General features: G+C 46.0%; 19 protein-coding genes. 17 read left to right on the forward strand and 2 right to left on the reverse strand.

Features of this window, described 5'->3' with window-relative positions:
* Window positions 1–185: 185 nt before the first annotated feature.
* The 4 genes from NC796_RS00740 to NC796_RS00755 all read left to right on the forward strand — a co-directional run bounded on the left by NC796_RS00740 (window position 186) and on the right by NC796_RS00755 (window position 4,399).
* Window positions 186–1,601 (forward strand): selenium-binding protein SBP56-related protein, encoded by a 1,416-nt coding sequence (locus tag NC796_RS00740; RefSeq protein ID WP_310681232.1) that lies wholly within the window; start codon window positions 186–188, stop codon window positions 1,599–1,601.
* Window positions 1,602–1,611: 10 nt separating this feature from the next.
* Entirely contained in the window at window positions 1,612–2,307 is a 696-nt protein-coding gene (locus tag NC796_RS00745) for a hypothetical protein (protein WP_310681233.1), read from the forward strand.
* Window positions 2,308–2,486: 179 nt separating this feature from the next.
* Complete coding sequence (locus tag NC796_RS00750; protein ID WP_310681234.1) at window positions 2,487–3,992, forward strand: SpoIIE family protein phosphatase; 1,506 nt, start codon at window positions 2,487–2,489, stop codon at window positions 3,990–3,992.
* 104 nt (window positions 3,993–4,096) lie between these two features.
* Window positions 4,097–4,399 carry a hypothetical protein gene (locus NC796_RS00755; protein WP_310681235.1) on the forward strand — a complete coding sequence of 101 codons (303 nt, stop codon included), beginning with the start codon at window positions 4,097–4,099 and terminating at the stop codon, window positions 4,397–4,399.
* 425 nt (window positions 4,400–4,824) lie between these two features.
* On the opposite strand, the gene NC796_RS00760 is transcribed toward NC796_RS00755, so the two are convergent.
* A complete protein-coding gene (locus tag NC796_RS00760; RefSeq protein ID WP_310681236.1) occupies window positions 4,825–5,430 on the reverse strand; it encodes a CPBP family intramembrane glutamic endopeptidase in 606 nt (201 codons plus the stop codon).
* Between the two features lie 215 nt (window positions 5,431–5,645).
* On the opposite strand from NC796_RS00760, the gene NC796_RS00765 reads away from it, so the two are divergent.
* From NC796_RS00765 to NC796_RS00805, 9 genes are all read left to right on the forward strand, one after another.
* Window positions 5,646–6,506: a M28 family peptidase gene (locus tag NC796_RS00765; protein WP_310681237.1), complete on the forward strand. Its 861-nt coding sequence runs from the start codon at window positions 5,646–5,648 to the stop codon at window positions 6,504–6,506.
* Window positions 6,507–7,258: 752 nt separating this feature from the next.
* Window positions 7,259–8,110 carry a CheR family methyltransferase gene (locus NC796_RS00770; RefSeq protein WP_310681238.1) on the forward strand — a complete coding sequence of 284 codons (852 nt, stop codon included), beginning with the start codon at window positions 7,259–7,261 and terminating at the stop codon, window positions 8,108–8,110.
* A 261-nt stretch (window positions 8,111–8,371) separates the two neighbouring features.
* Window positions 8,372–9,841, forward strand: a complete 1,470-nt coding sequence (locus NC796_RS00775; RefSeq protein ID WP_310681239.1) for a GNAT family N-acetyltransferase — start codon at window positions 8,372–8,374, stop codon at window positions 9,839–9,841.
* A complete protein-coding gene (locus tag NC796_RS00780) occupies window positions 9,819–10,103 on the forward strand; it encodes a hypothetical protein (protein WP_310681240.1) in 285 nt (94 codons plus the stop codon). The genes NC796_RS00775 and NC796_RS00780 overlap by 23 nt, the downstream gene beginning before the upstream one ends.
* 15 nt (window positions 10,104–10,118) lie before the next feature.
* Window positions 10,119–10,721, forward strand: a complete 603-nt coding sequence (locus tag NC796_RS00785) for a flavin reductase (RefSeq protein WP_310681241.1) — start codon at window positions 10,119–10,121, stop codon at window positions 10,719–10,721.
* 3 nt (window positions 10,722–10,724) lie between these two features.
* Entirely contained in the window at window positions 10,725–11,897 is a 1,173-nt protein-coding gene (locus NC796_RS00790; RefSeq protein WP_310681242.1) for a M20 family metallopeptidase, read from the forward strand.
* A 119-nt stretch (window positions 11,898–12,016) separates the two neighbouring features.
* On the forward strand, window positions 12,017–12,469 hold the full coding sequence (locus NC796_RS00795) for an isoprenylcysteine carboxylmethyltransferase family protein (protein WP_310681243.1): 453 nt from the start codon (window positions 12,017–12,019) through the stop codon (window positions 12,467–12,469).
* 105 nt (window positions 12,470–12,574) lie between these two features.
* Window positions 12,575–13,690: a YncE family protein gene (locus NC796_RS00800; protein WP_310681244.1), complete on the forward strand. Its 1,116-nt coding sequence runs from the start codon at window positions 12,575–12,577 to the stop codon at window positions 13,688–13,690.
* A 130-nt stretch (window positions 13,691–13,820) separates the two neighbouring features.
* The gene (locus NC796_RS00805) at window positions 13,821–15,848 is read left to right on the forward strand and encodes a hypothetical protein (protein ID WP_310681245.1); all 2,028 of its coding nucleotides are present in this window, start codon (window positions 13,821–13,823) and stop codon (window positions 15,846–15,848) included.
* Between the two features lie 699 nt (window positions 15,849–16,547).
* On the opposite strand, the gene NC796_RS00810 is transcribed toward NC796_RS00805, so the two are convergent.
* Window positions 16,548–17,441: a DUF72 domain-containing protein gene (locus NC796_RS00810; protein ID WP_310681246.1), complete on the reverse strand. Its 894-nt coding sequence runs from the start codon at window positions 17,439–17,441 to the stop codon at window positions 16,548–16,550.
* Window positions 17,442–18,356: 915 nt separating this feature from the next.
* Between NC796_RS00810 and NC796_RS00815 the strand changes: the two genes are divergently transcribed.
* From NC796_RS00815 to NC796_RS00830, 4 genes are all read left to right on the forward strand, one after another.
* Window positions 18,357–18,737, forward strand: coding sequence for a response regulator (locus tag NC796_RS00815; protein WP_310681247.1), 381 nt, complete (start codon window positions 18,357–18,359; stop codon window positions 18,735–18,737).
* Between the two features lie 82 nt (window positions 18,738–18,819).
* Window positions 18,820–20,859, forward strand: a complete 2,040-nt coding sequence (locus NC796_RS00820) for a M1 family metallopeptidase (protein WP_310681248.1) — start codon at window positions 18,820–18,822, stop codon at window positions 20,857–20,859.
* A gap of 141 nt (window positions 20,860–21,000) precedes the next feature.
* Window positions 21,001–22,701 carry a HAMP domain-containing sensor histidine kinase gene (locus NC796_RS00825; RefSeq protein ID WP_310681249.1) on the forward strand — a complete coding sequence of 567 codons (1,701 nt, stop codon included), beginning with the start codon at window positions 21,001–21,003 and terminating at the stop codon, window positions 22,699–22,701.
* Window positions 22,694–23,395: a response regulator transcription factor gene (locus NC796_RS00830; protein ID WP_310681250.1), complete on the forward strand. Its 702-nt coding sequence runs from the start codon at window positions 22,694–22,696 to the stop codon at window positions 23,393–23,395. The genes NC796_RS00825 and NC796_RS00830 overlap by 8 nt, the downstream gene beginning before the upstream one ends.
* Window positions 23,396–23,401 lie beyond the last annotated feature (6 nt).

Here is a 23,401-nt window from a genome sequence, read left to right on the forward strand (position 1 = left end):
TCACGAAATCTGGTAACGAGATTTCGTAAGTAACGACATCTCGAAATGCCCTCCTACCACAATAGATCCCCTAAGCTGTTGTTTCCCAATATCTTATGGCCTCCCCATCTTTTTGGCATGGTTTCTGGAATATGTATTACAGCTGTTAAAACCAATCAAAACAAATCAAAAAAAGGAAAATTATCATGGCAAAATGGAAACCTGATGAAACGTTTTATACCTCGCCACAAATGGCGATGGAGGCACCGGAGGAAGAAGTGGCCTATGTTGCAATGTTTAACCCGAAGGGCTCGGGAGAAAAAGACGCAATTGGGGTGGTCGATGTCGATCCCAAATCAAAAAACTATGGTCAGCTTATTTCGAAAGTGGAGTTCCCGGACTCGGATAATGAGCTGCACCATTTCGGTTGGAATGCCTGTAGCTCTCACCTCTGCGGCTATGCCCCTCATGCCCATGTGGAACGACGATACCTGATTGTTCCAGGAATAACATCTTCGCGTATCCATATCATCGATACCAAGCCGGACCCGCGAAATCCCAAGTTGATCAAAGTAATAGAACCGGAAGAAATAAAGGAAAAAGCCGGCTATTCCGCCCCTCACACCGTGCATTGTGGGCCCAATGGCATTTACCTTAATGCTTTGGGTTCAGCTGATGGCGATGGCCCGGGCGGCATCTTTATGCTCGATCACGACACATTTGATATAATCGGCCCATGGGAACGAAAACGTGGTGACCAATACCTTTCATATGACTTTTGGTGGCACCTCGGCTACGATACTATGATTACCAGTGAGTGGGGAACACCCAACATGGTATCGAAAGGCGTTGACCCAGAGTTGTTACTTAACGGAAAATACGGGCATTCCCTCCACATCTGGGACCTGCGCAGCCATGATCACGTGAAAACACTGGATCTGGGCTCTGAGCAACAGATGGTGCTGGAACTTCGGCCCGCCCATAATCCTCAAAAAGCCTATGGATTTGCAGGAGTAGTACTCTCACTTGAGGACCTCTCCGCGTCGATCTTCCTGTGGTACCGCGAGGGTCATAACGGGGAAGCTGAATGGAAGACAAAAAAAGTGATCACAATTCCAGCTGAACCGGCCGAGGCAAAAGATCTGCCTCCACTGCTCCAGGGATTTGAAGCCGTACCGCCACTGGTAACAGATATCAACCTGTCGCTCGACGATCGCTTCCTCTATGTATCGTGCTGGGGTACGGGTGAACTACGCCAGTATGATGTTAGCGACCCGCACAATCCGAAATTTACGGATTCACTGCACATTGGTGGTATCGTCCGTCGTGCCGCACATCCTGCTACTCCTGATGTTCCGCGCAATGGTGGACCACAGATGGTGGAACTCAGCCGAGACGGTCGTCGTATTTACCTTACCAATTCGCTTTATGGCCCATGGGATGCGCAGTTCTATCCCGACGGGATCAAGGGGTGGATGACGAAGATAGATACCAAGCCCAAAGGTGAAATGCGATTCGATGAGTCGTTCTTCATGGAGTTTGATGAGCTGAGACCACACCAAGTCAGACTTCAAGGTGGAGACACCTCTTCAGACTCGTTCTGTTATTCCAATAAAAACTAATCCCAATATCATGTTTTCTGAACTGCTGTTTACTTTTGTTATTCTCTTGGTCCTGGGCCTCTTTCATGGCATCAACCCGGGAATGGGATGGCTGTTCGCCGTGAGTTTGGGATTACAGGAACAACGCAGGGCGGCCGTTTGGTCTGCCCTGCTTCCCCTGGCCCTCGGTCATGCTTTGGCCATCGGTGTTACGCTATTGCTGGTCGGCATTATTGGACTGGTAATCCCTTTTGAGATCCTGAAATGGATTGTAGCTGCCATCCTGATCACATTTGGTATCTACAAGCTGATTCGCAACCGGCATCCCCGATATGGCGGTATGCAGGTCAACTTTCGCCAGCTCACGATCTGGTCATTCCTGATGGCATCGGCCCATGGTGCTGGCCTTATGGTATTGCCGTTTCTATTCAGTGATATGACAACCGGCTCTGCAATGGCTTCATCCCATATGCACGGTCATGAAGCGGGTGTGATGGTGGATCATGCCAGCCATGCCACCGTTTTATCGAACCTGCCCACAGAGCCGTTGATCGGTATACTTGTAATACTGGTTCATACCATCGGCTATCTCCTCATTATGGGAATTATCGCCGTTATTGTATACGAAAAGCTGGGACTGCGACTGCTTAAATCGGCATGGTTTAATATCGACCTGATCTGGGCAGCAGCCCTAATACTTAGCGGAGTGCTTGTGCCACTGATTTAACCTCCAATTAGGTTGATATCTTCATTGACCAAAACTCACATATAAAAACGTTGTAACCTTATGTTATTACAATCGTTATAAGTGATTCATTTATTTTCATCCGCAAAAAAATAATAGCGGGTATTAATGGCAAAAGTTGTAAATTACAATTTGCGCGGAAAATTAATCGCGCCGAAAAAATGAAGTTCAATTTTCATAATAACAGGAAAAACGGCAGGGAAATTGCAGAAAAAGCTCCTTCAGCGCTGCACCCCGTTACATTATCTTTCAAAGATGCTGATCTAAACCAAGCATTTGAGAAATATACTACGCTGCACTCCCTCAGTTTTGTTCGGACTTCTCTTTCGCTTGCTATCGGACTTTATGTTGTATTCGGGTTTCTTGATCCTCTTATCACACCTGAAATACTTTCGGAACTAATTGTTATACGGGTCATCAACTGCATTATTTTTGCAGGTGTTATTTACTTGACATACACCGACTGGGGTTTGAAGAATTTTCAGTTCATGATGAGTATGGTTTTGTTGGTGGCCGGACTTGGACTGGTTAGCATTATTGCGCTCCTTGAAATTACCGCAGGATACCATCACTTTGCTGGCATCATCCTTGCCATTATGTACGCCCATGGACTGCTGAGACTCCGTTTTATATACGCTTCCATAATCACATGGTTTGTTATCCTGGCCTACATCACCGCAATAATGTACTTGGCTATCACTCCTTTTGAAGTCTTCATAATCAATATTTTCTTCCTCCTCTCCGCCAATATTATGGGGATGATTGCGAGCTACTGGCTTGAGTACTACATGAAAGCGGGTTACCTAAACGAACAGATAGTTCATGAAAAAAGTGATCAACTAAAAGTGGAGTATGATCGAAAAAGCAACGAACTGGAATCTGCTCGCAGATTGCAGCTGAAAATGCTGCCGCAAAAATTCCCCTACTGCCCCAATTATGAATTCGCCTTTTCGATGAAAGCGGCTTCTGAAGTCGGAGGCGATTACTACGACTATCACAGAACGGAAGATGAGGTATTGACCTTCGGCATTGGTGATGCCACCGGCCACGGACTGCAGGCCAGCGTGATGGTAACGGCAATCAAACTCCTGTTTGCAGAACATGCTGTCAACAGCGAATTAACCGACTTTTTAAAACGGGCTTCCCACTCTATCAGCTTAATGGACTTCCGCAAGCTCTACATGGCTTTTGCAATCGGACGGCTGCGCGACAACACCCTTGAACTGGGCGGTGCGGGGATGCCCCCTGCCCTTATTTACCGCTACAAGACCAATTCTGTAGAACAGATCCCGTTGAAAGGCTTACCCCTGGGTAGCAAAGCAGAATTCCCCTACAAAAAAGTCACTACTGAAATTGAACCGGGCGATGCGGTTATGTTTATGACGGACGGACTTCCGGAGCTCTTTAACCGGAATGGTGATATGATAGGTTATAAGCATGTGGCCAAAATATTTGCAAAAGCTGCTCACCTTGACCCTGACAGTATACTCAATCATCTCAATACCGTTTCTGAATCATGGCTGAACGGTCATTCCCAAAATGACGACATGACCTTTTTCATCTTCAAACGCCGGCTCCCTGTCACCCACACCCAGGAAATAAAGGATCCAATACCAGATGAAAGTGAAGAGTTGATGATCCGGGAAGAGCTGATACCAAATAACTAGGGGCGGCAGTGGACTAAGAAACGGTCTGCGAAAAAAAAGAGAGTTTTAATTATCATTTTGGAGGCCTATTCCCCTTGTGGCTTCCATTTTCTTAGCGAAAAAAAATGAATGAAAAAAATCGCCGCTACTACTTCGCACAAGGCTTCGTAGCACAAGCTGATGAAATTTTTGTTGCGTTTCCTCCTCCCACTGTCGGGATAAAACCATTTAAACTCGAGTCGCCGGTAGTCGGAGACACTCCGCTGAAAAACGCGGATCTCAGACACAAATGGTTTCTTAACGCTTCGGCTGCGCTCTCTGTTCCAGCGAAATTTACCTTAGGGCGGATGGTTGAATTAGGAATGAAAAATTATGAATTAGGAATTGTTCGCGACTATGTAATCCTTCCACGCCTGGAAGCTTTATAGCAACAGATGAAAAATCGAAGCATTTCTGTTTGACGAGGGTGCTGGCAAATGCCCTACCCAAAGATTTGGCAGTTCCGCCCTAAATCAGTGTAGCGATGGGTAAGCGGGGGACTGAAGCCGTTAAGAAAGAAACCTTGGCGAAATGGTTCTTAGAATTTGTGGACTTTCCAAATCTCTGGGTTTTTGAGTGACTCGGAATTAAAATATCTTGGTTTCTTTTAGGCACAGGGAGACCCGCTTTGAGCGAAACAGATTTCAGGCGGCCGCTTTTTTGTCGGTTTTTGGCGGATCAAAAATCGACAGCTACTGGATATCACATAGGGTCTTAATATCCTTGTGGTATGTATATTTTAAATGATTTAATCCACCGGGAGTCGAACTAAAAAAACGGCCTTCAAATGTCATACATTGGGTAGACACTTAATTTAATCAGTCAATTTCTTTGTCACCTGGTAGAGCATAATCATATCGTAGATGGCGTGCGCGGTCATCGCGGCGATTAACCCGGCATACTCATAAACGTAACCGAGCCCCATGCTGAGACCGAACATCATCACCCCAAAAGCAATGTGACCCAGCTTTTGAAACTTGAAATAGCCGTGGAGCCCCACAAAAATGAGGGACGTTACCCAGATACCCAGCAACGGCTGCATGGCACCCCGAAAAAGAAACTCCTCCCCCGCCCCGGCAAACAGGGACAACTGTGTTCGATCGAACAGGCCTAACCGGGTGTTGGAAAGTATCCGGACGATGTAAAAGTCATCCAACACCCCGGAGATTGGCGGCCGGTCCATCAGGTAGGAGATAATACCCGCTCCCACGATTCCACTCCCGGTTCCAATGGCTAGCTGTGTTGAGACAGAAAAGCCGTGATCAAACGCACTTTCTACTCCCATGTCCCGGAAGAAATAAAATATCAGCCAGCCAACCACCACATACACCAGGGCAGATATCACCGAAAGCACCAGCAGATTTCCCGGTAGTTCTGAATTGATCTCTTGCTGATTATTGGCATCTATTTCTTCTTTCATATCTGGGATACAGGCTTGGTCTTATTCAAAGTACCTCTGTTAATGCATTTACCGGTTGAGTATAGAGGAGTAAAATGCAATCTTCCTTTATTGCAGTCATTTTGCACATACTTGCTTTAACCGGTAAAAGTATCTGTTCATTAATAATAAGACAATTGTCAGACTACAACCCAAGATATTGGAAAGCGTCAGTTCGATCTAAGTATGAGGCATAGATGAAAACCGATCCACAACGTCTTAGAAAACATGTTGCCACCCTTTGCAATGAGCTGGGTCCCAGGGATGCCGGTCACCCGGAGAATATGGACCGCGTGGCAACCTACATACAAAACCAGTTTGAGCTGTATGTGGAAACCGCACAACAGCAGCCCTATTCGGTTGACGGCTTCAGGGTTAGAAACGTCCGGGCATTCATGGGACCAGATACGAAAGAGCAAATCGTGGTTGGAGCGCATTACGATGTAGCCGGGCCCTACCCCGGTGCCGATGACAATGCCAGTGGTGTGGCAGGCCTGCTTGAGCTGGCGCGGTTGTTGTCAGATGATGAGTTAACATTAAAAGTTGAACTGGTTGCGTATCCCCTTGAGGAACCGCCCTATTTCTATACTCGCAAGATGGGGAGTTTTGTGCATGCAAAATCCCTTAAGGATCAAAATATAAACGTGAGGGCAATGCTGGCGCTGGAGATGATCGGGTACTTCAAGGATGATGAGGGGAGCCAGTCCTATCCACTCTTTCTACTCCGGCCATTTTATCCGTCTGTTGGTAATTATATTGCGGTGGTTGGGAAGCTATTTCAACGAAAACTTGTGCGCTCGGCACGAGAGGCGATGAGGCGTGCCACTCCCCTGCCGGTTGAATCGATCAATGCTCCCCGCCTGCTGCCCGGCATCGCCCTGTCCGATCATCTAAACTACTGGTGGGCAGGATACCCTGCAGCCATGATCACCGACACCGCATTTTATCGCAATCCCCATTACCACACAGCACATGATACGCCGGATACATTGGATTATGAACGCATGGCACAAGTTGTTAATGGGGTGAGGGCAGCCGTTATTGAGCTTTCCCGGTAAACAGGAACTTCTTGTTACTATATGTTACACCTTGAGACGATTATCTCATGGCATTGAGATATATATCTCATACTCCCTGAGACGACTATCTCATTCTCTCTGAGATAACTATCTCGGATACCTTGAGATACCTATCCTAATTCTTTCGAGACGACTATCTGAATCAGGATATCCTCACGAGGAATTTAACCAGGTGTGTACTGGTGATTTAGAAGAGTAATACTGCGAATTAAAAGCGAGGGTATAGCTATCTTTAAGTCGCCCCTGGTCTTGGATTTATTCGCCGCCGCAGTTAAATATTTGCTTGGCACCGTCACTCGGCAGTACTCCAAACTGACGCTCTGCGTCCATATTGATGCGGAACGCCAGGTTTCTTGACTTGGGGAAAATGGCAGTACAGTGTTGGGGTACGGTGCACCGTGCCCGTACATACTTGCCTTTACTATCCAACCTCAGTTCGATATAAAATCTGTCGTTGCGAGGGATTGCGCGACCACCGGGGGAAAATTAGAACCGGGATTTACAGAATTAGAGGATCTGCAGGATGGTAATGTATACCTGAGAAGGAATCCCGAAAATCTTTTAATCCTGCCCATCCCGTTTCCAAGTATGAAATGTAAAATCAACTGATTTTACATACAAGGTAATCGCCCATTCTAAAAGTCTCCTCACGATAACAGTTATTATTTAGTATTTCTATATCGATCTTAGGTTATCTACTATCTTAGATATATTGAAATGAATATCTAATATTGCGTCAAGTTTCATATCTGATCCCGAAAACCATGGTTCCCAACAGCGACATCAAATTCCTGCAATGGGCACTGCCCCGCATGGGATACCGCTGGGAGGGCTTTCGAAAACCCCGGAACCAGGTGTTAAAACGTATTCGGGAGCGCATGCAGCAGCTCGGCCTCTCGGGCGGTTATCCTGAATTCAAGGAGTACCTGGAATCACACCCCGAGGAATGGAAGCAGCTCGATCGGCTTTGTGACGTCACGATCAGCAAATTTTTTCGGGACCGTAAGGTGTGGGAATTTCTCCGGGATCACGTGCTATATGAGATGCTAAAGAAACACGAAGCTAAATCAGTTAATTTATGGTCTGTTGGCTGCTGCAATGGAGAAGAGCCGTACACTCTGGCGATGATCAGCGAGCAGTTAACAGCGAACAGTGACCAACAAAAGAATATATCGATCCTGGCTACTGATCGAAATGCTGAAGTGTTGGAGCGAGCCAGAACAGGACGGTACCCTTCGGGGGCGCTGAAGGAGTTGACGGAGGACGAAATTACCACATTTTTTCATGAAACAGGTGGGAAGGATGATGAGGATTTTGAGATAAATGAGTTTCTAAAGCAGCAGATCTCATTTGAACTGCGGGATATCCAGTACTCCTTGCCGGACCAGGTTTTTGATATCATCCTCTGCCGCAACCTGGTGTTTACCTACTTTACGCAAGAGCGGCAGCTTCAATTTTTACAGCTGTTAAAGCCCCGTTTAGCTAATGAGGCATTTCTTGTCATCGGCAGTAATGAAGAATTGCCCAAGCTGGGGTGGCTGGAAGCAGTGAGCAAGACCCATAGGGTTTATGGTAGATACTAGAGAGTAGTGGTTCCTGGCAGGCCTGGAAGTAGTGGGGAAAAAACCTACATGGCTTCTGGGAATATCCTATTATCTCATTTTTGGGAAAAAAGGTATTCTAACAATCAAGAGCGAGGTTCTGCGGGAAAACAACAGGAAGCTGCTTATGAAACGAGGTCTCTACAATAGTTATATCCCTATTCTGATCAGCCTGTCATTTCTTACTTTGCTGCAATTAAATATTCTGGCTCTGCATTGTTTATTCATCATTTGAGGTCCAAAATGGAAGCCTATTTATACCTGGAAGCACATATTAAAGCGATTGAACCGGTTACGGACTTCACCTATCGGTGGTGTACCGCCATGGGTATGCACCGGGACGAAGCAGCCCAATTCACGTTGGCCGTTGATGAATTGCTGACTGATATGATCCTCTTCGCATATCCCGAGGATGTGGGATATGTTGAAATATGGTATCGATATTCATTGCCGCAGTTGGAGATTATCATCCAGGAATCCGGTGAGCCTTTTGACCCTGAAAATTACCGGTACTCCCCTGACAAAGTCCTGGCAGAAGGAGATTTTACCGGTGCCGGTTTAGAGCTGGTTCGCAAGCTTACAGATCATTTCTTGTTCCTGAACCGGGGTCGTGATGGTAAAGAGTTCAGATTGGCCAAACAGTTGTCAGAAAAGGATTACTCCGATATTCAACAATATATCGATGGCATTCCATCAGAGGCTGAAGAGGAAAACTTTTCTTATACGCTAATGCCCGTCACAAAGGAGGATGCCGAAGATATAGCCAAGCTTATCTATCGATCCTACGATTATTCCTACAGTAAAGAGGACCTCTACTTCCCAAAACAAAATGAAATGGCGATCGAACATGGAAAAAAATTCGGCACTATCGTGCGGACTACACAAGGGCGCCCGGTGGGATATTTTACCGTCATTAAAGCTTCTGATTCCCTGATCGGCGAAGTTGGAGAAGCCGTAGTTTCGCCACCCCACCGTAAACGTGGCCTGATGAAGCGCATGATGAACGAGTTGATCAATATGAGTAAGAAAAGAGGCATCATGGGCTTATATGGTCTCGCATTGACGGTTCATACCATCAGCCAAAAAGTTAACCAGGCTTTTGGATTTCACAGTACTGCTCTGCTGGTTGCCATTACGCGGGGATCAAAGCACAAGGAATTTATTACTGACAACTCTCAGCCAAAGTCAATCCTGGTAGACTTCCTGCCGCTGAATAAAAATTGGAACCCGTCGGTATTTCTACCTGATAGATACCATTCTTTTTTACAGAAGCAGTACCGCCAGTTTCAGGTACCGCTGGATATACGAGAAGCTTCAGACTACTGGCCGGGTAATCCTGGTAAGACAGAAATGCAACTGAGCTTCACTTATAAAAACAAAACGGCCAAGATTGTGGTCAGCAACATAGGGGACCGTTTTATATCCTCTGCCGAAAGTATGATGCGCAGCCTTGAGGAAGTCGATTTACATGCCATTTGTATTGACATTCCCCTGGAAAATTCCCCAAATAATGAGGCCGTGGAATGGCTCCACAGAAATAGATTTATCTTTGGGGGATTGATGCCCATGATCCACAAAGAAAAAGATTACCTGCGACTGCAAAAAATCCTGGTTCCAATCAACTTTGACCTTATCCAGGTCCATTCAGAAACAGCTGAGGAGCTGAAGAATTTCATATCGGAGGAATACCATGCATTACCACAAGAATACTAACCGGCTGACTGTAGAACTGCAGGGAAATTTTAATCTGGATGTCGTCCGAAAAATTGAAAACCTCCCCCTTGAACAGAAGGATCTATATATCGATCTCGAACAGTCCAGATTTGTTGATACGGAAGCAATTATATTTTTACACAAACTCATTCAGAATCAACAGGTAATTCGATTGAAGAATCCACCTAAACTATTCTTCGAAGCGTTGCGTATTCTCGGCTTACACAAAGTTTGGGATCTCAAAAACATCGTAGAGCGGTAATAAACAGGCATCATTATGGAAAACATGAATAACAATCTCGTTTCACTAGACTTAAGCTCCTTATGGGACCGGATCTTTACTGTAAACCCTCTTGTGATTATCGGTTCAATGGATGATGAGGATACGCCAAATTTTGCACCTAAACATATGGCCTTTCCAATAGGCTGGGATAACTATTTTGGTTTTGTCTGTACCCCCAATCACAGTACCTACTCGAATATCAAAAAATATGAAGAGTTCACTGTAACCTACCCGAAGCCCGATCAGGTTACATTTACCAGCCTGACGGCCACACAGCGCCGGCAGGATGATACAAAGCCAGAGCTCGAGACTATTCCCAGATTCCAAGCCTCTGAAGTAAACTCATATTTCCTGGAAGAGGGATATTTCTATCTCGAATGTAGTTTAATGGAGATTATTGACGGGTTTGGGGTAAATAGTCTTATTGTGGGTGAAGTGATTAAAGCGTATGCAGATGAAGATTATATTCGGAAAAATTCCAGGGATGACAACGATCTAATTTATAGTCACCCACTTCTTGCCTATCTGCATCCGGGTAGATTTGCAATTGTGGATGAATCACAAGCATTTCCTTTTCCAAAAAAATTCAAGAAGTAAACCATGGTAGATCAAAAGATGGCGAAATGTATATTGACGGCCTGCCGGGAAGAGGAGGAGTGGTTTCTGGATCTACTTCGAGCGTTGGTACGCATTGAGACCCCGCCCCATGAACCCAAAAGACACAGAACGCTTTTAGAAAGGCTTGGCAAGGAACTGGATATCCTCAACTACAGATACTCAATCTACCCGGCCAGCAACAGCGGCGGGCAACTGTTGGCCCGGGGGCCGGAAAAATCACCAAACGGGTATCAACTTATGCTTGGTCACATAGACACAGTGTGGCCCGCCGGCACACTGGTTGACATGCCGTTTAAACAGGAGGATAACCAGGTTTGCGGACCCGGAATTTATGACATGAAAGCGGGCGTAGTGATGATACTAACTGCTTTAAAGGTAATCCAGAATCTTGATCTGACTCCCGATCTCCAGCCTGTGCTTTTTATAAATTCAGACGAGGAAACCGGTAGCAGAGACTCGAAAAGAAGGATCAGACTATTGGCAAAAATTATGAAGCGGGCATACGTACTTGAGCCGTCATTAGGCCCAGAGGGAAAAATTAAGACCCGCCGCAAAGGAGTTGGGCATTTTGTGATCAAGGTGAAGGGAAAATCCTCTCATGCTGGCCTGGAACCAGAAAAAGGCAGAAGTGCAATATTGGAGTTATCGTATTTGATCCAACAACTTTTCGAGCTCAATGATCCAGAGAATGGAATTACTGTTAACGTGGGGAGAATAGACGGAGGTATAAGAACAAATGTGGTGGCTCCCGAAAGCTCAGCAGATGTTGATGTGCGGGTATTAACAAAAAAGGATGCCCGGAGTATTGAAAAAGCAATTCGGGGTCTTAAAAGCTCTACTCCCGGTGTTTCAGTAAATATTTCAGGGGGATTTGGAAGGGAGCCGATGGTTCAAAATAAACAGAACCTAAAATTGTGGCAAAGTGCCAGGGATTCAGCAGCTGTCCTGGATATCAAGCTTAAACAAGGCTCCACCGGAGGAGCTTCCGATGGGAATTTAACCAGCCAGTATACCGCCACCCTCGATGGGCTTGGAGCTGTTGGTGAAGGAGCACACAGCCCGAATGAAAAAATATTCCTGGAGGAAACCATTCAGCGTACGGCGCTTTTCGTGCTGCTTTTGTTGCTTCCAGATTTGACTTCACAACATCCCTAAAAAGTGTCCCATCCAACAAATTTCGATCTGGTGTGAAAATGTGCTAAAATTATCAGCTCGAATTTCTTGGTGAGAAAACCGGACTAAATCCTGATATAACTTTTTAGGTAACGCATAAAATGCAGCTAAAAATACCTCCTGCCATAATGATGCTTTTCTTTGGTGGTATAATGTGGACCATCAATAACTTTTTTGATCCTTGGACACTATCTGTCCCCGGTAGCAGCTGGCTTGCACTGATCTTTTTTGTCTTCGCCATAATCTTCGGTGTGAAACCATTGATTCAGTTTGCAAAAAAAAAAACGACCATCCATCCCCATACGCCAGACAAAGCCAGCTCATTGGTAAGTACTGGCATTTACAGGCTCTCCAGGAACCCGATGTACCTGGCCCTTTTATTCCTGCTGATCTCCTACGGTTTTTATCTCGATAACCTTACTACCTTGCTGCCACTCCCCTTCTTCGTGTTGTATATGAATCGCTACCAGATTATTCCTGAAGAAGAGGCACTGACCAAAAGGTTCGGTGAGGAATACAAGAAATATAAATCGGAGGTTCGACGTTGGCTGTAATCTCAGACTTCAACTTTCCCTGGAATAAAATTGGGAACGAACTACATTTTGTAGACATTCGATTAAGTGATAGATTCCGATTTCATTTGAAATGTAACACTAATCATGATGATGAAAACCTCTCCTTTAAAATGGCTGTGTATTGGAGTAGTAGCCATTTTCTTTACGTGCTCTGCTTTTAACATGGCGCTGGCCCAAAAACACTGGGTCTATGTGGCGGCAGAATCTGATGATGAAGTTGCCTTGGTTTCCTTTGACGCGAAAACAGGCCATGGAGTGGTGGAGGATGTTGTAAAAGTGGGCGAATATCCCACAGAGAATGAAGGTCCGCACGGGATCAATATTTCGCCGGATGGCAGGCATTGGTACCTGTCGGTGGCCCATGGCAATCCCTACGGCTGGCTCTACAAGTTTACCACCGCCGATAACAAGTTTTTGGGGCGCACACAGCTCGGCCTGTTTCCCGCCAGCATGGAGATTTCCACCGCAACCGGGTTGCTCTATGTCGTTAATTTTAACCTGCACGGTGACATGGAACCCAGCATCGTTTCTGTTGTGGATCCCCAAGCGATGGAAGTCGTTAACGAGATTACAACCGGCATTATGCCGCACGGTTCGCGGATCAGCAGCGACGGGCGGTGGCAATACCATGTATCAATGATGACTGATGAGCTGATAGAGGTAAACACGCTCAAGATGGAGGTCTCACGTCGCCTGAATGTAGCCCCGGGAGATAAAACAGGGACGGTGCAACAGGCTAGTCACACCACCCACAAAAAGCCCGTAGCAAAACCGACCTGGGCCGATCCCCATCCGAACAAACCGTTTGTTTATGTAGCCAATAACGGATCTGATGAAGCGGTGGAAGTAAACACGGACTCCTGGAAAATAACCCGTCGCTTTCAAACCGGGAAAGCTCCCTATAACCTGGAAGTGAGCCATGATGGGAAACTTCTCGTTGTCACCTACAAAGGGGAAGGGGCGACCGGCATATGGGATCTGCAAACAGGAAAAGAGCTGGCGAAAATAAAAAACAGTCGGCTTGTGACCCACGGCGTTTCGATCTCACCAGACAATACTTACGCTTTCATTTCAGTGGAGGGAAAAAATGGGGAACCGGGTTCGGTAGATGTGATTGACCTCCATAAGCTGGAGCTTGCTGAAGTGATCGAAGTGGGTAAGCAGGCCGGCGGCATCATTCACTGGAAAATGAGCAATTAATGTTTTACCGATTTAACCATCTTCTTTTTAGTTATCCAGAAACCATATATTACGCCAACTTTCAACTACATACACAAACAAAATTAACAATGAGCACCATATCTTGCTCAGCAAATAACGTTTTACAGGAATGACCTTTCAGATTGCATCGCATCGCCGTTTTTCTATTGTATTCCTCCTGCTTTTAATTCCCTTTTCCCTGTTAGCACAAAACCAGGAAAACAGCGGGAAAATTGTGGTGGAACCTTCCCAAATTTCCATGGAAATCGGAGAGGAGTTAACGCTCCAAGCCACAGTGTATGACTCCCTTGGAAATGCCACACAGGATACGGTGATCTATTATTCACGGGCCCGGGCTTCAGTATCTGTGACTCCGGAGGGGCGAGTCAAGGCGTTTGAACCCGGTACTTTTGAGATCGTCGCTGTCGCTGCCACTGGTACTATGCGGCTCACACAAATTGTTCCGGTGAAAGTAGCCTATCCCCCACTTAAAACGATAACGCTCAGCGGCATTCCAGACAATATATATGCCGGTACCTCCCTGCCCCTCAGCACCACCGTCACCGACGCGCGGGGTGAAACCCGAACGGACGTGGAGGTCAGGCTTTCGAGCTCCAACGAGTCTGTTGCCACCATCAATCCGTTTGGAGAGCTAAAAGCTCAAAAACCGGGCCGTTTCACACTGACGGCCACAGCCGATACCCTCTCCCGCACATGGACGCTGAACGTGAAGAAAAATCCGGTTACCAAGATTGAACTGGAAACTGATGCTACAGAAGTTCGCACCGGAGATGTGGTCCATCTGGCAGGCCGACCGTTAAATTCAAGCGGAGAAATGGTGGAGGACGCTCCTGTTACCTATTCCTTTGTCCACAACACCAACGACGACCAAGCAGAGGGGGCTGCGGGCAAGATTAGCAACGAGGGACGGTTCGTTGCCAATATTCCGGGACTCTTTACGCTTATTGCCAAATCGGGCTCTCATGTAGCCGAACAGACGATACGCGTGACTCCGCGTAATGTACAAAAAGAAATTTCGGTGGTAGGACATGGAAAAGTACTCGACAAGCACACATCTGACCTGTGGGTTTGGGAAGGCGTTGACGGACGGGATTATGCGGTCACCGGTACTTGGAGCGCTGCCGGAGAGGCCTATTTTTGGGATGTCACCGAGCCATCCAATATGCAGATAGTTGACACTGTTACGGTTGATGCTCGGACTGTCAACGATGTGAAGGTCTCAGAGAACGGCCGGATCTGCGTGCTGACCCGTGAAGGTGCATCCGACCGGAAAAATGGCATTGTAATCCTGGACGTGAGCGATCCGCATAACGTAACGAAGATCAGTGAGTATAATGATGGACTAACGGGCGGCGTTCACAACGCTTTTATCTGGAATGATCACGTTTTTGCGGTTAACAATGGCCGCCGCTATGATATCATCAATATTGAGGATCCCGCTAATCCCAAAACGGTGAGCCGGTTTGAACTGGATACTCCTGCTCACGCGGTCCATGATGTGTGGGTGGAAAACGGTATCGCCTACTCATCGAACTGGAGTGACGGGGTTCAGATCGTGGATGTCGGGAGTACCACGCAGGCCAACTCACCGGAAAAGCATGATGCCGGCGTGGGATCCCCGGGCAATCCCGTCAAGCTTGGCAGCTACACCTATCCCAGTGGCTGGAACCATGCGGCATTCCCGTTTAAAAGCCAGTCGACAGGGGACTTCTATGTTGTGGCTGGTGATGAAGCGTTTCCCAATGGCCTCTACATCCAGGATACGCCGACGATTCCCGCCGGATGGATCCATTTCATCAAATTTGAGAATGGCTGGGACAATCCCCGCCAGGTAGCACGATACCAAGTTCCGGAAGCGGGCACGCACAACTTCTGGATCAAAGATGACACCCTGTACGTCGCATACTACAATGCCGGGCTGCGGGTGGTGGATATCTCTGGTGAACTGATGGGCAATCTTTATGAGCAGGGACGTGAAATCGCCAAGTTTCGGCCGATGCACCACGAAGCGATTGTTCCGAATGCCGCCATGTCGTGGGGACCGCAACCTCACAAGGGATATATCTTTGTTTCAGACTGGAATTCAGGGTTGTGGGCCCTGAAGCTGGAGGAGGATCAGGAGCGGAAGTCGCGTTGATTTTAAAATTGCCTCTACTCTGAATAGTAGGGTTAGTACCTCTACCGGTTCTCAGCCTTTTTAAGAAAGATCCCCGACTCTGACCTTTCTAGATGATGGTTTGGGTGATAGGATTATATTCTTGAAAGCAGACAAACAAAAATCAGGCCTCTCCTCAGTCGTCATTTCGACTGTAGGGAGAAGTCTTCCCCGAAAAGGTCTCTGCTTTAAAATGGCATATCCCTCCTTAAATAATTAGGGCATTCTCAGATTCCTGTTAAGTAGTTAAGTATATGACATTCAGTAATTTAATGACTTCTATTTGCCAACCAAGTGCGGGGCTTTTCTTGGCTCCCAAGCAAATTCCATACATTTGGAGTAATCTTTTGGGTGATCTGGGCGCCTAGAACACAGGTTAAAGCTTTTCTCACGAGTCGGTATGTTCATTTTTTCAGTGACGAAAAAACGAACCAAAAAAGGTCACCAGAAAATCCCAGATGTTGTTCTAACCTGCTGTAAGACGGAGCTTGCTTTGGAACATTACTAATCTTTGCTACCAGTTACTGCAAGGATTTTCTGGACTTGGTGCGCTGCCAGAGGTACCTGAATTTATCCTCCCTGATCTGGGATCTACGGGTGGTTGCCCGGAACACCGCCAACCAAGAAAAAGACTACCGTTACTTTTTGAGGATTACTTAATTTACCCAGAACCAGCGAACCTCAAAAAAGGCCCTGCTGCCCGCCATCGAGCCAGTTTGGCACTTTGAGATCTGAGCCAAGCTTCTCATTCAGATTTTTAATAAAGTGAGCAGCCAGCTCCGGAGAACGGCGCTCATCATTCTGGTGCACAAAAAAGTGGATATGTTCCAGCCCCTGATCGGTCCAGCTTTTCAGCCGCTGCACCCACTCATCCAGTCGCGTGAAGTCGGTGGGATGGTTGGCTCCCACATAGCGGACAAATGTCTCGTTATTGGTCAGGCGCATATGCAGCAGGTCGCGCCGGCCAGCCGTATCCACGATTACATTTGCCACGTTGTTTTCCTCCAGCAGTTGGTACAGGTCCCCTGCTACGTCAGGATCATTAAACCAGTCGGTATGACGAAATTCAGCGGCAAGCGGTATCCCATCCGGCCATCCCTCGATAAAGGTCACAACACGGTCAAAAAATTTGGGCCTGAACTTTCCCCTCAACTGAAGAAAAACGGTGCCCAGCTTCTCCTCGAAATGAACAACGCTGTCTATGAAATCATCCCGGGCCTCCTCGACCCCGTTCAACCATTTGAAATGGCTCACCCGCTGGTTGATCTTTGGGAAAAACCGGAAATGATCGGGTACTTTGTTGTACCATTCCCTGACTTGGTCTTCCGGGAAGTTGCGATAGAAAGTCGCATTCATCTCCACCGAATTGAACTGTGAACCATAATATTCCAGTTCATCACTGGTGCCTTTGGGATAAAAATTCTTCAGGTCCTTCCGATTCCATTTTGCGCATCCAACAAAAATTTCAGGATCACTGTCTCCACCCTTTTTGGAAAGAACGTTAGATGTGCCGGGATGATCATCTGGCAGGGAAAAATCAATTGAACCAGGGTCTTGAACTCCACCAAATTTCATAAAATGTCTCTTTCTGTTTCAAGTTATTGCTTTAGCTTTTGGGCAAAAGGTATCCATATTTTTTCACTTTTCCTGACTAATCCTCTCCTATTCTTTAAGAGTTTCTAACGTTAAACCGGGTACTATTAAGGCTTTTTAACTTCGGATTCGGAAAAATATCTCTAGATTCGAAGAGACACTTAAAAAATGCTTTTGGTTTTTTCGGGTACAACATGTTTAAACACTTCACGCAACTGCAGCGGATATTTCTATTTACGCTGGGCTGCTGGAGAGATTCCTGCTGGGAAGAGATTTCCGAACTTCGAATGCCGGGAAAATAATACCCAAAGAGCAAGCATGGTAAACAGGAACTAGTTAAACAAGAGAATGCTTTACGATTCATATTCCCGCACTTCATATATCGTATTTTTCTTTGTCTTTATCGGTGTTTTTGCACTGGTCAGCTCTTCAGCTTCTGGGCATGAACTCGATCATTCTACTTCCATAGACAATTTAGTGGTTAATCAAGTGGAACCTGCATTGCATACAAATTCTGACTGTAACTAAGAATCAGCAGTGCATCGGCGCAAACTCGTTCTGTATCAGGAGACGCACTACAACAGGGTAAGAATATCAGTTTTTTTAACCCAGAAAACCCAACTCAGACTGCATCCCACAAATAAAACATAGTGTCATATAGCGGAAGTTAATTTATATTTGCCGTAAGTAGCTATTCTTTCACTGCTTACCTTGGAATGGCGGGTTACTCAGAGATAGAAATAATGATTTAAATTGAAATACTTTCGGGGTCAACTACGAGTTTTTATGTAAAATCGCTATTTTTGTGCGATATGCTGGATTTTTGTCAAATTTAAATTGACAAAAATAATCTTCTTACTATCTTATCAGTCGAATTAAAAATTGATTTAGCTCTGTATGGGAAATAAACAGAAGAAAGTTCTCATTGTTGAAGATGATCTTATTCTAAACTTACTTTATGAAAGTTATCTTGAGCGGCTTGACTTTCAGACAGAGGGGGAATTGGTGTACGGAAAAACGGCAATAGAGGCAGCAAAAAATATTGACCCTGATCTCATTATCATGGATATATCGCTTGAAGGGGATATCGATGGTATCGATGCAATGCTGGAAATTCGAAAGTTTTCTGATGTGCCTGTCATCTACATTACGGGGAACTCCGATCCCTATCATGTTGAGCGTGCCAAAGAAACGAATTACCTGGATTACCTTACAAAGCCAATTGAATTTGACGACCTGAAAAAATCAGTTGAAAAACATTTCAACAAAGTCAGCTAATTGCCCACGTTTTAAAATAAACTTTTCATCTCTTCTTTCTGTTCCTATTAAATCTAAAATCCAGATCTGATTTATATTTACGATGATATTATCTCCTAAAAAACCTCTCTCCTACTGTATCGCATTACTTGTATTCACGGTTGGCTGTGCCACCGTTCAACCCAGTAGCGATCAGTCCGATACTGCAACATCCGAACAGGCCCGGCAGTCTGCAACCGGTGATACTACTTCACCTTATGAACTCGACCGTCCGGTGCCCAATTCAATAGGTTTTGAGATTCCTTATCCATACAAGCGCTCAGTTCGCCGGGGAACGCGAACCCCGATGGGAACACCCGGAGAAAATTACTGGCAGCAGAGGGTAGACTATTCCATGGATGTGGAGTTGATTCCCGATCAGAAAAGAGTTGCTGCTCAGGGTCGCATCACCTATCACAATAATTCACCCGACTCACTAAACGCCATTGTGCTGGAACTCGCTCAAAATGTGCATGCAGAAGGAGTACCACGCAAAGAAACGGTGGAAGTAACCGGTGGTCTTAATATTGAAAATGTAACCGTTGGCGGTCGCGAGCTAAAAGAGATCACCATGCAGGGACAACGGGGCTATTATATTGATGGCACTCGCATGTTTATCGCTACTCCATCTGCCATTGGTCCGAATACCACTGAAAATATTGAGATTGAATGGTCCTTTACTGTGCCACAACAGGGAGCCGGCGGCAGAATGGGCTACAGTAATGACAACCTGTTTTTTATCGCTTACTGGTACCCGCAGATATCTGTGTATGACGATGTGTTCGGGTGGTTTACCGACCGGTTTAAAAATAATGCAGAATTTTATCACGAATTCGGTGATTACGAAGTGAACATCTCTGCTCCTGAGCAGTGGCTTGTCACCTCTACCGGGACACTGCAGAACGCCGGAGAGGTGCTGACGTCATCCATAGCGAAACGCTACAATGAAGCCCAGTCCAGTGACGAAGTTGTATCCATTGTAGACAGTAGTGACTTTGGAAGTATTACAAAAACATCTGACAGTGGTAAAATGACCTGGTCATTCCAGGCCGAGAACATCAAAGACTTTGCTTTCAGTGCAACCAAGCAATCGGTTTGGGAAGGAGCCCGGGCTTCTGTGGGAGATCGCGATGAGGATGGCCAGGAGGACTACACATTTGTGGACGCAGTTTACCGGCTTTCGGCGCCAAAATGGGATAAGGCGGTAGAATATGCCCAGCATTCGATTACGTTTTTATCGGAGTATACCGGCATGAGTTATCCCTGGCAGCACATGACCTCGGTCGAAGGTGGCGGCATCATTGGAGGAGGTATGGAGTTCCCGATGATTACGCTGATTGGCCCATATAACTACCAGCCGCAGGAGAGTCTCTATTACGTAATAGCACATGAATTTGCCCACATGTGGGTGCCCATGATTGTGAGCACCAATGAGCGGCGGTTTAGCTGGATTGATGAAGGGACGACAACGTTTAACGAAAATCAGGCGCGCAAGGATTACTTTCCCGAGTCCGGCAACCCCGAAATCAATGAATTTAACTCCTATGGCAACATTGCCGGCAGCTATCTGGAAGGCCCGATTATGCGCTGGTCCGACTATCACTATCCCGGACCCGCTTTCGGTGTTGCCTCTTATCCCAAACCGGGAACCGGCCTCGTAATATTGCGCGAGCTGCTTGGAGAGGAGACATTCAACAAAGCGTATCGCACATTCCTTGACGAGTGGAAATACAAGCACCCGTACCCCTGGGACCTGTTCAATATTTTTGAGGCGGTTAGCGGAAGAGACCTGGACTGGTTCTGGCGCAGCTTCTATTACGAAACCTGGATCCTGGACCAGGCTGTTGGGGAGGTATCGGAAACGGGTAACGGCACCAAAATTATCATTGAAGATAAGGGACAAATTCCTCTTCCGGCGACCGTTGCCATTACATTGAGCAATGGAAACACCCTGACCCGAACTATTGATGTGGAAACGTGGCTTGATGGGGCGACTTCTGCTGAACTGCTCATCAATACGGATTCCCCGGTAACTGAAGTCCAGATCGATCCCGATTATAAATTCCCGGATGTCAACAGGGCCAATAATTCCTGGAAGAAATAAAATTTCGATTATATAAACAGCGTTAGCAGAGGGGCATTGTTAAAATGTCCCTCTTTTTTTCTCTCAAAATATTCTATGATGAAATAATTTGTTTACATTTGATAAATATAGACGTTACTTTATTTTTCAAAACGTTCGCTTATGTTAAAGAAATACCTTTCATTGCGGTGGGTTTTACTGGGTACGGCCATTTTAGCCATTCTTGGCCTAACGGCTATGAATGTATTTTCTCTTTATCGATTACATCAAACTACCATTCAGTCTGATCTTGAAAATAAAAAGCTTCAGATATCGGAATTTAGTGATAAGATTCACCACCGTTTCTATGCTCCCTATCGCGGTGTAGGTAAGCTTGAGATTGAACATATTCAGCAAGAGTTTGAGCAGACAGGTCAATTCCCGCAGGAATTTAAAAAGTTTATTGAGCAGGCAGCTTCTGATTCAATTTTTACGGACATCTATTTTAAAACCCACGAATGCCGGGCTTGTCAAAAAAAGGCCAGTTTGCTGAGGTATGACAAAGCCGAACACAAATTCACACCCACCGATAACTATTCAGAGTTTGTCTGTGACGGGATGGGAATCGCCCGCACCAGGATGAAGGTATTGGTCAACGAATACCGGTATAACAATAAGGCCATTTTTGATTCCCATTACAGCATGACCCTGGCACTTATCAACCTCAGTGAGCAACAAGTGTTTGGGTATCTGACCATGTTGATTGACCAAGACTACCTAGTGAATGATTATCTTCAAAAAGAGCTGGTAAACCGTTTTGGCAAACCGGACTCCAGTGGGGTAGTCGTATGGTTGCGTGATTGGACGAAGGATGAAACGGTGGCCAGTAGTGACCATTCCCGCACCTATCACGATGGTAAAATACAGTACAAGCAGCGATTTCCGGATTTTTTCGGAAACTGGATATTGAAAGTTGCATTTACTGAAAGTCCCACTATTGCCGCTTCCAAAGCCTCCCTGATCAAGAATTTTGTGGTCCTTTGTGGCGCAGTGATAATTCTGCTGGGGGCTATAGGGTTTATATTTGTGACTGCCCAAAAAGAACGAGCCCTTGCTGAACGGCAGGCGGGCTTCCTGGCAAATGTGACCCATGAACTCAAAACTCCGCTCGCTGTAATGCAGGCGGCAGGAGAAAACCTGGCCGATGGACGTGTTGACAACAGGGAGCGTCTTAAATCGTATGGACGACATATCCACAGTGAAGCCCTTCGCTTGAAACGCATGATCGAGAAACTGCTGGATGTGGCCAAAGCTGATGCAGGTCAATCAATCATTGAACCCAAGGCGGCGAATCTGCGCCATCTTGTGGAAAGGTATATCGAAAATCATCGGAATTATATCGATAGTAAAGGATTTACCCTGGATGTTGACATTGAGGAGCCCCTGCCGCCCGTTATGATTGACACAGATAGCTTCAATACCATTATTGGCAACCTAGTTGAGAATGCAATAAAATATAGTGAAGAAGAAAAATACCTGGGAATAAGAGTAATCAACCAAAACTCCCAGGTCACATTGTCCATTATAGACCGGGGAATTGGCATTCCTAATAATGCAACCAAACACATTTTTGAAAAATTTTACAGGGTAGAGGATTCACTAACAGCCCAGAGCAAGGGCCACGGATTAGGTCTCTCCATTGTAAAAAACCTTGTTGAGTTGAATGGAGGACAAATCCAGGTTAAAAGTGAGATGGGAAGTGGATCCCGGTTTATTGTAAAATTTCCTATTATAGCTGGTCATACCCAAAAAAACACTACCAAGACGGCAGACGAATTATCTCAGCAAAACCCCAAAAAGGAAGATCAACCTCAGTATGTCTGATAATCCCAAAAAAATTGTAATTGTAGAAGACGAGCCCAGCCTTATATTCACCTTGCAAGATACTCTTGAGAATGAAGGGTATGAAGTGTTTATAGCTGAGGAGGGCGAACAGGCGATTGAAATCGTAAAAAAGGAAAATCCGGATTTAATGCTGCTTGACCTTATGCTACCCGGCATGAGCGGTTATGAAGTCTGCAAAAAAGTCCGCAATATGACCTATACATTCCCCATTATCATTCTCACGGCCCGCGACCAGGAGATTGATAAAGTGACCGGGCTTAACATTGGGGCAGACGATTACATGACCAAGCCATTTGGGGTAAAGGAGCTGCTCGCACGCATCCAGGCCCGCCTCCGGCGATCGGAGACCTATTCAAAAGCCAAGCCAATCAATGACCTGGAGCTGGATCCGGTAACGATCGATCTTAAAAATGCAAAGGCGATACACCCGGAAGAGGAAAACGAGCTTACCACAAGAGAAGTTGAACTGATTCGCTATCTTGCAGCCCATGCAAATGAACCCGTCTCCCGCGATGCGCTGCTGGAAAATGTATGGCGATATGAGCACAGCACAAACACGCGGACAGTAGATGTGCACATCTCAAAGCTGCGTTCCAAGATTGAAGAGCATCCCGATGATCCGCGATACCTGGTGACCCTCCACGGGGTGGGATATATGCTTAAAATTGAGTGATTGAGT

It is taken from the genome of Aliifodinibius sp. S!AR15-10 (assembly GCF_031569985.1).
Lineage (GTDB): Bacteria > Bacteroidota > Rhodothermia > Balneolales > Balneolaceae > JAMQKA01.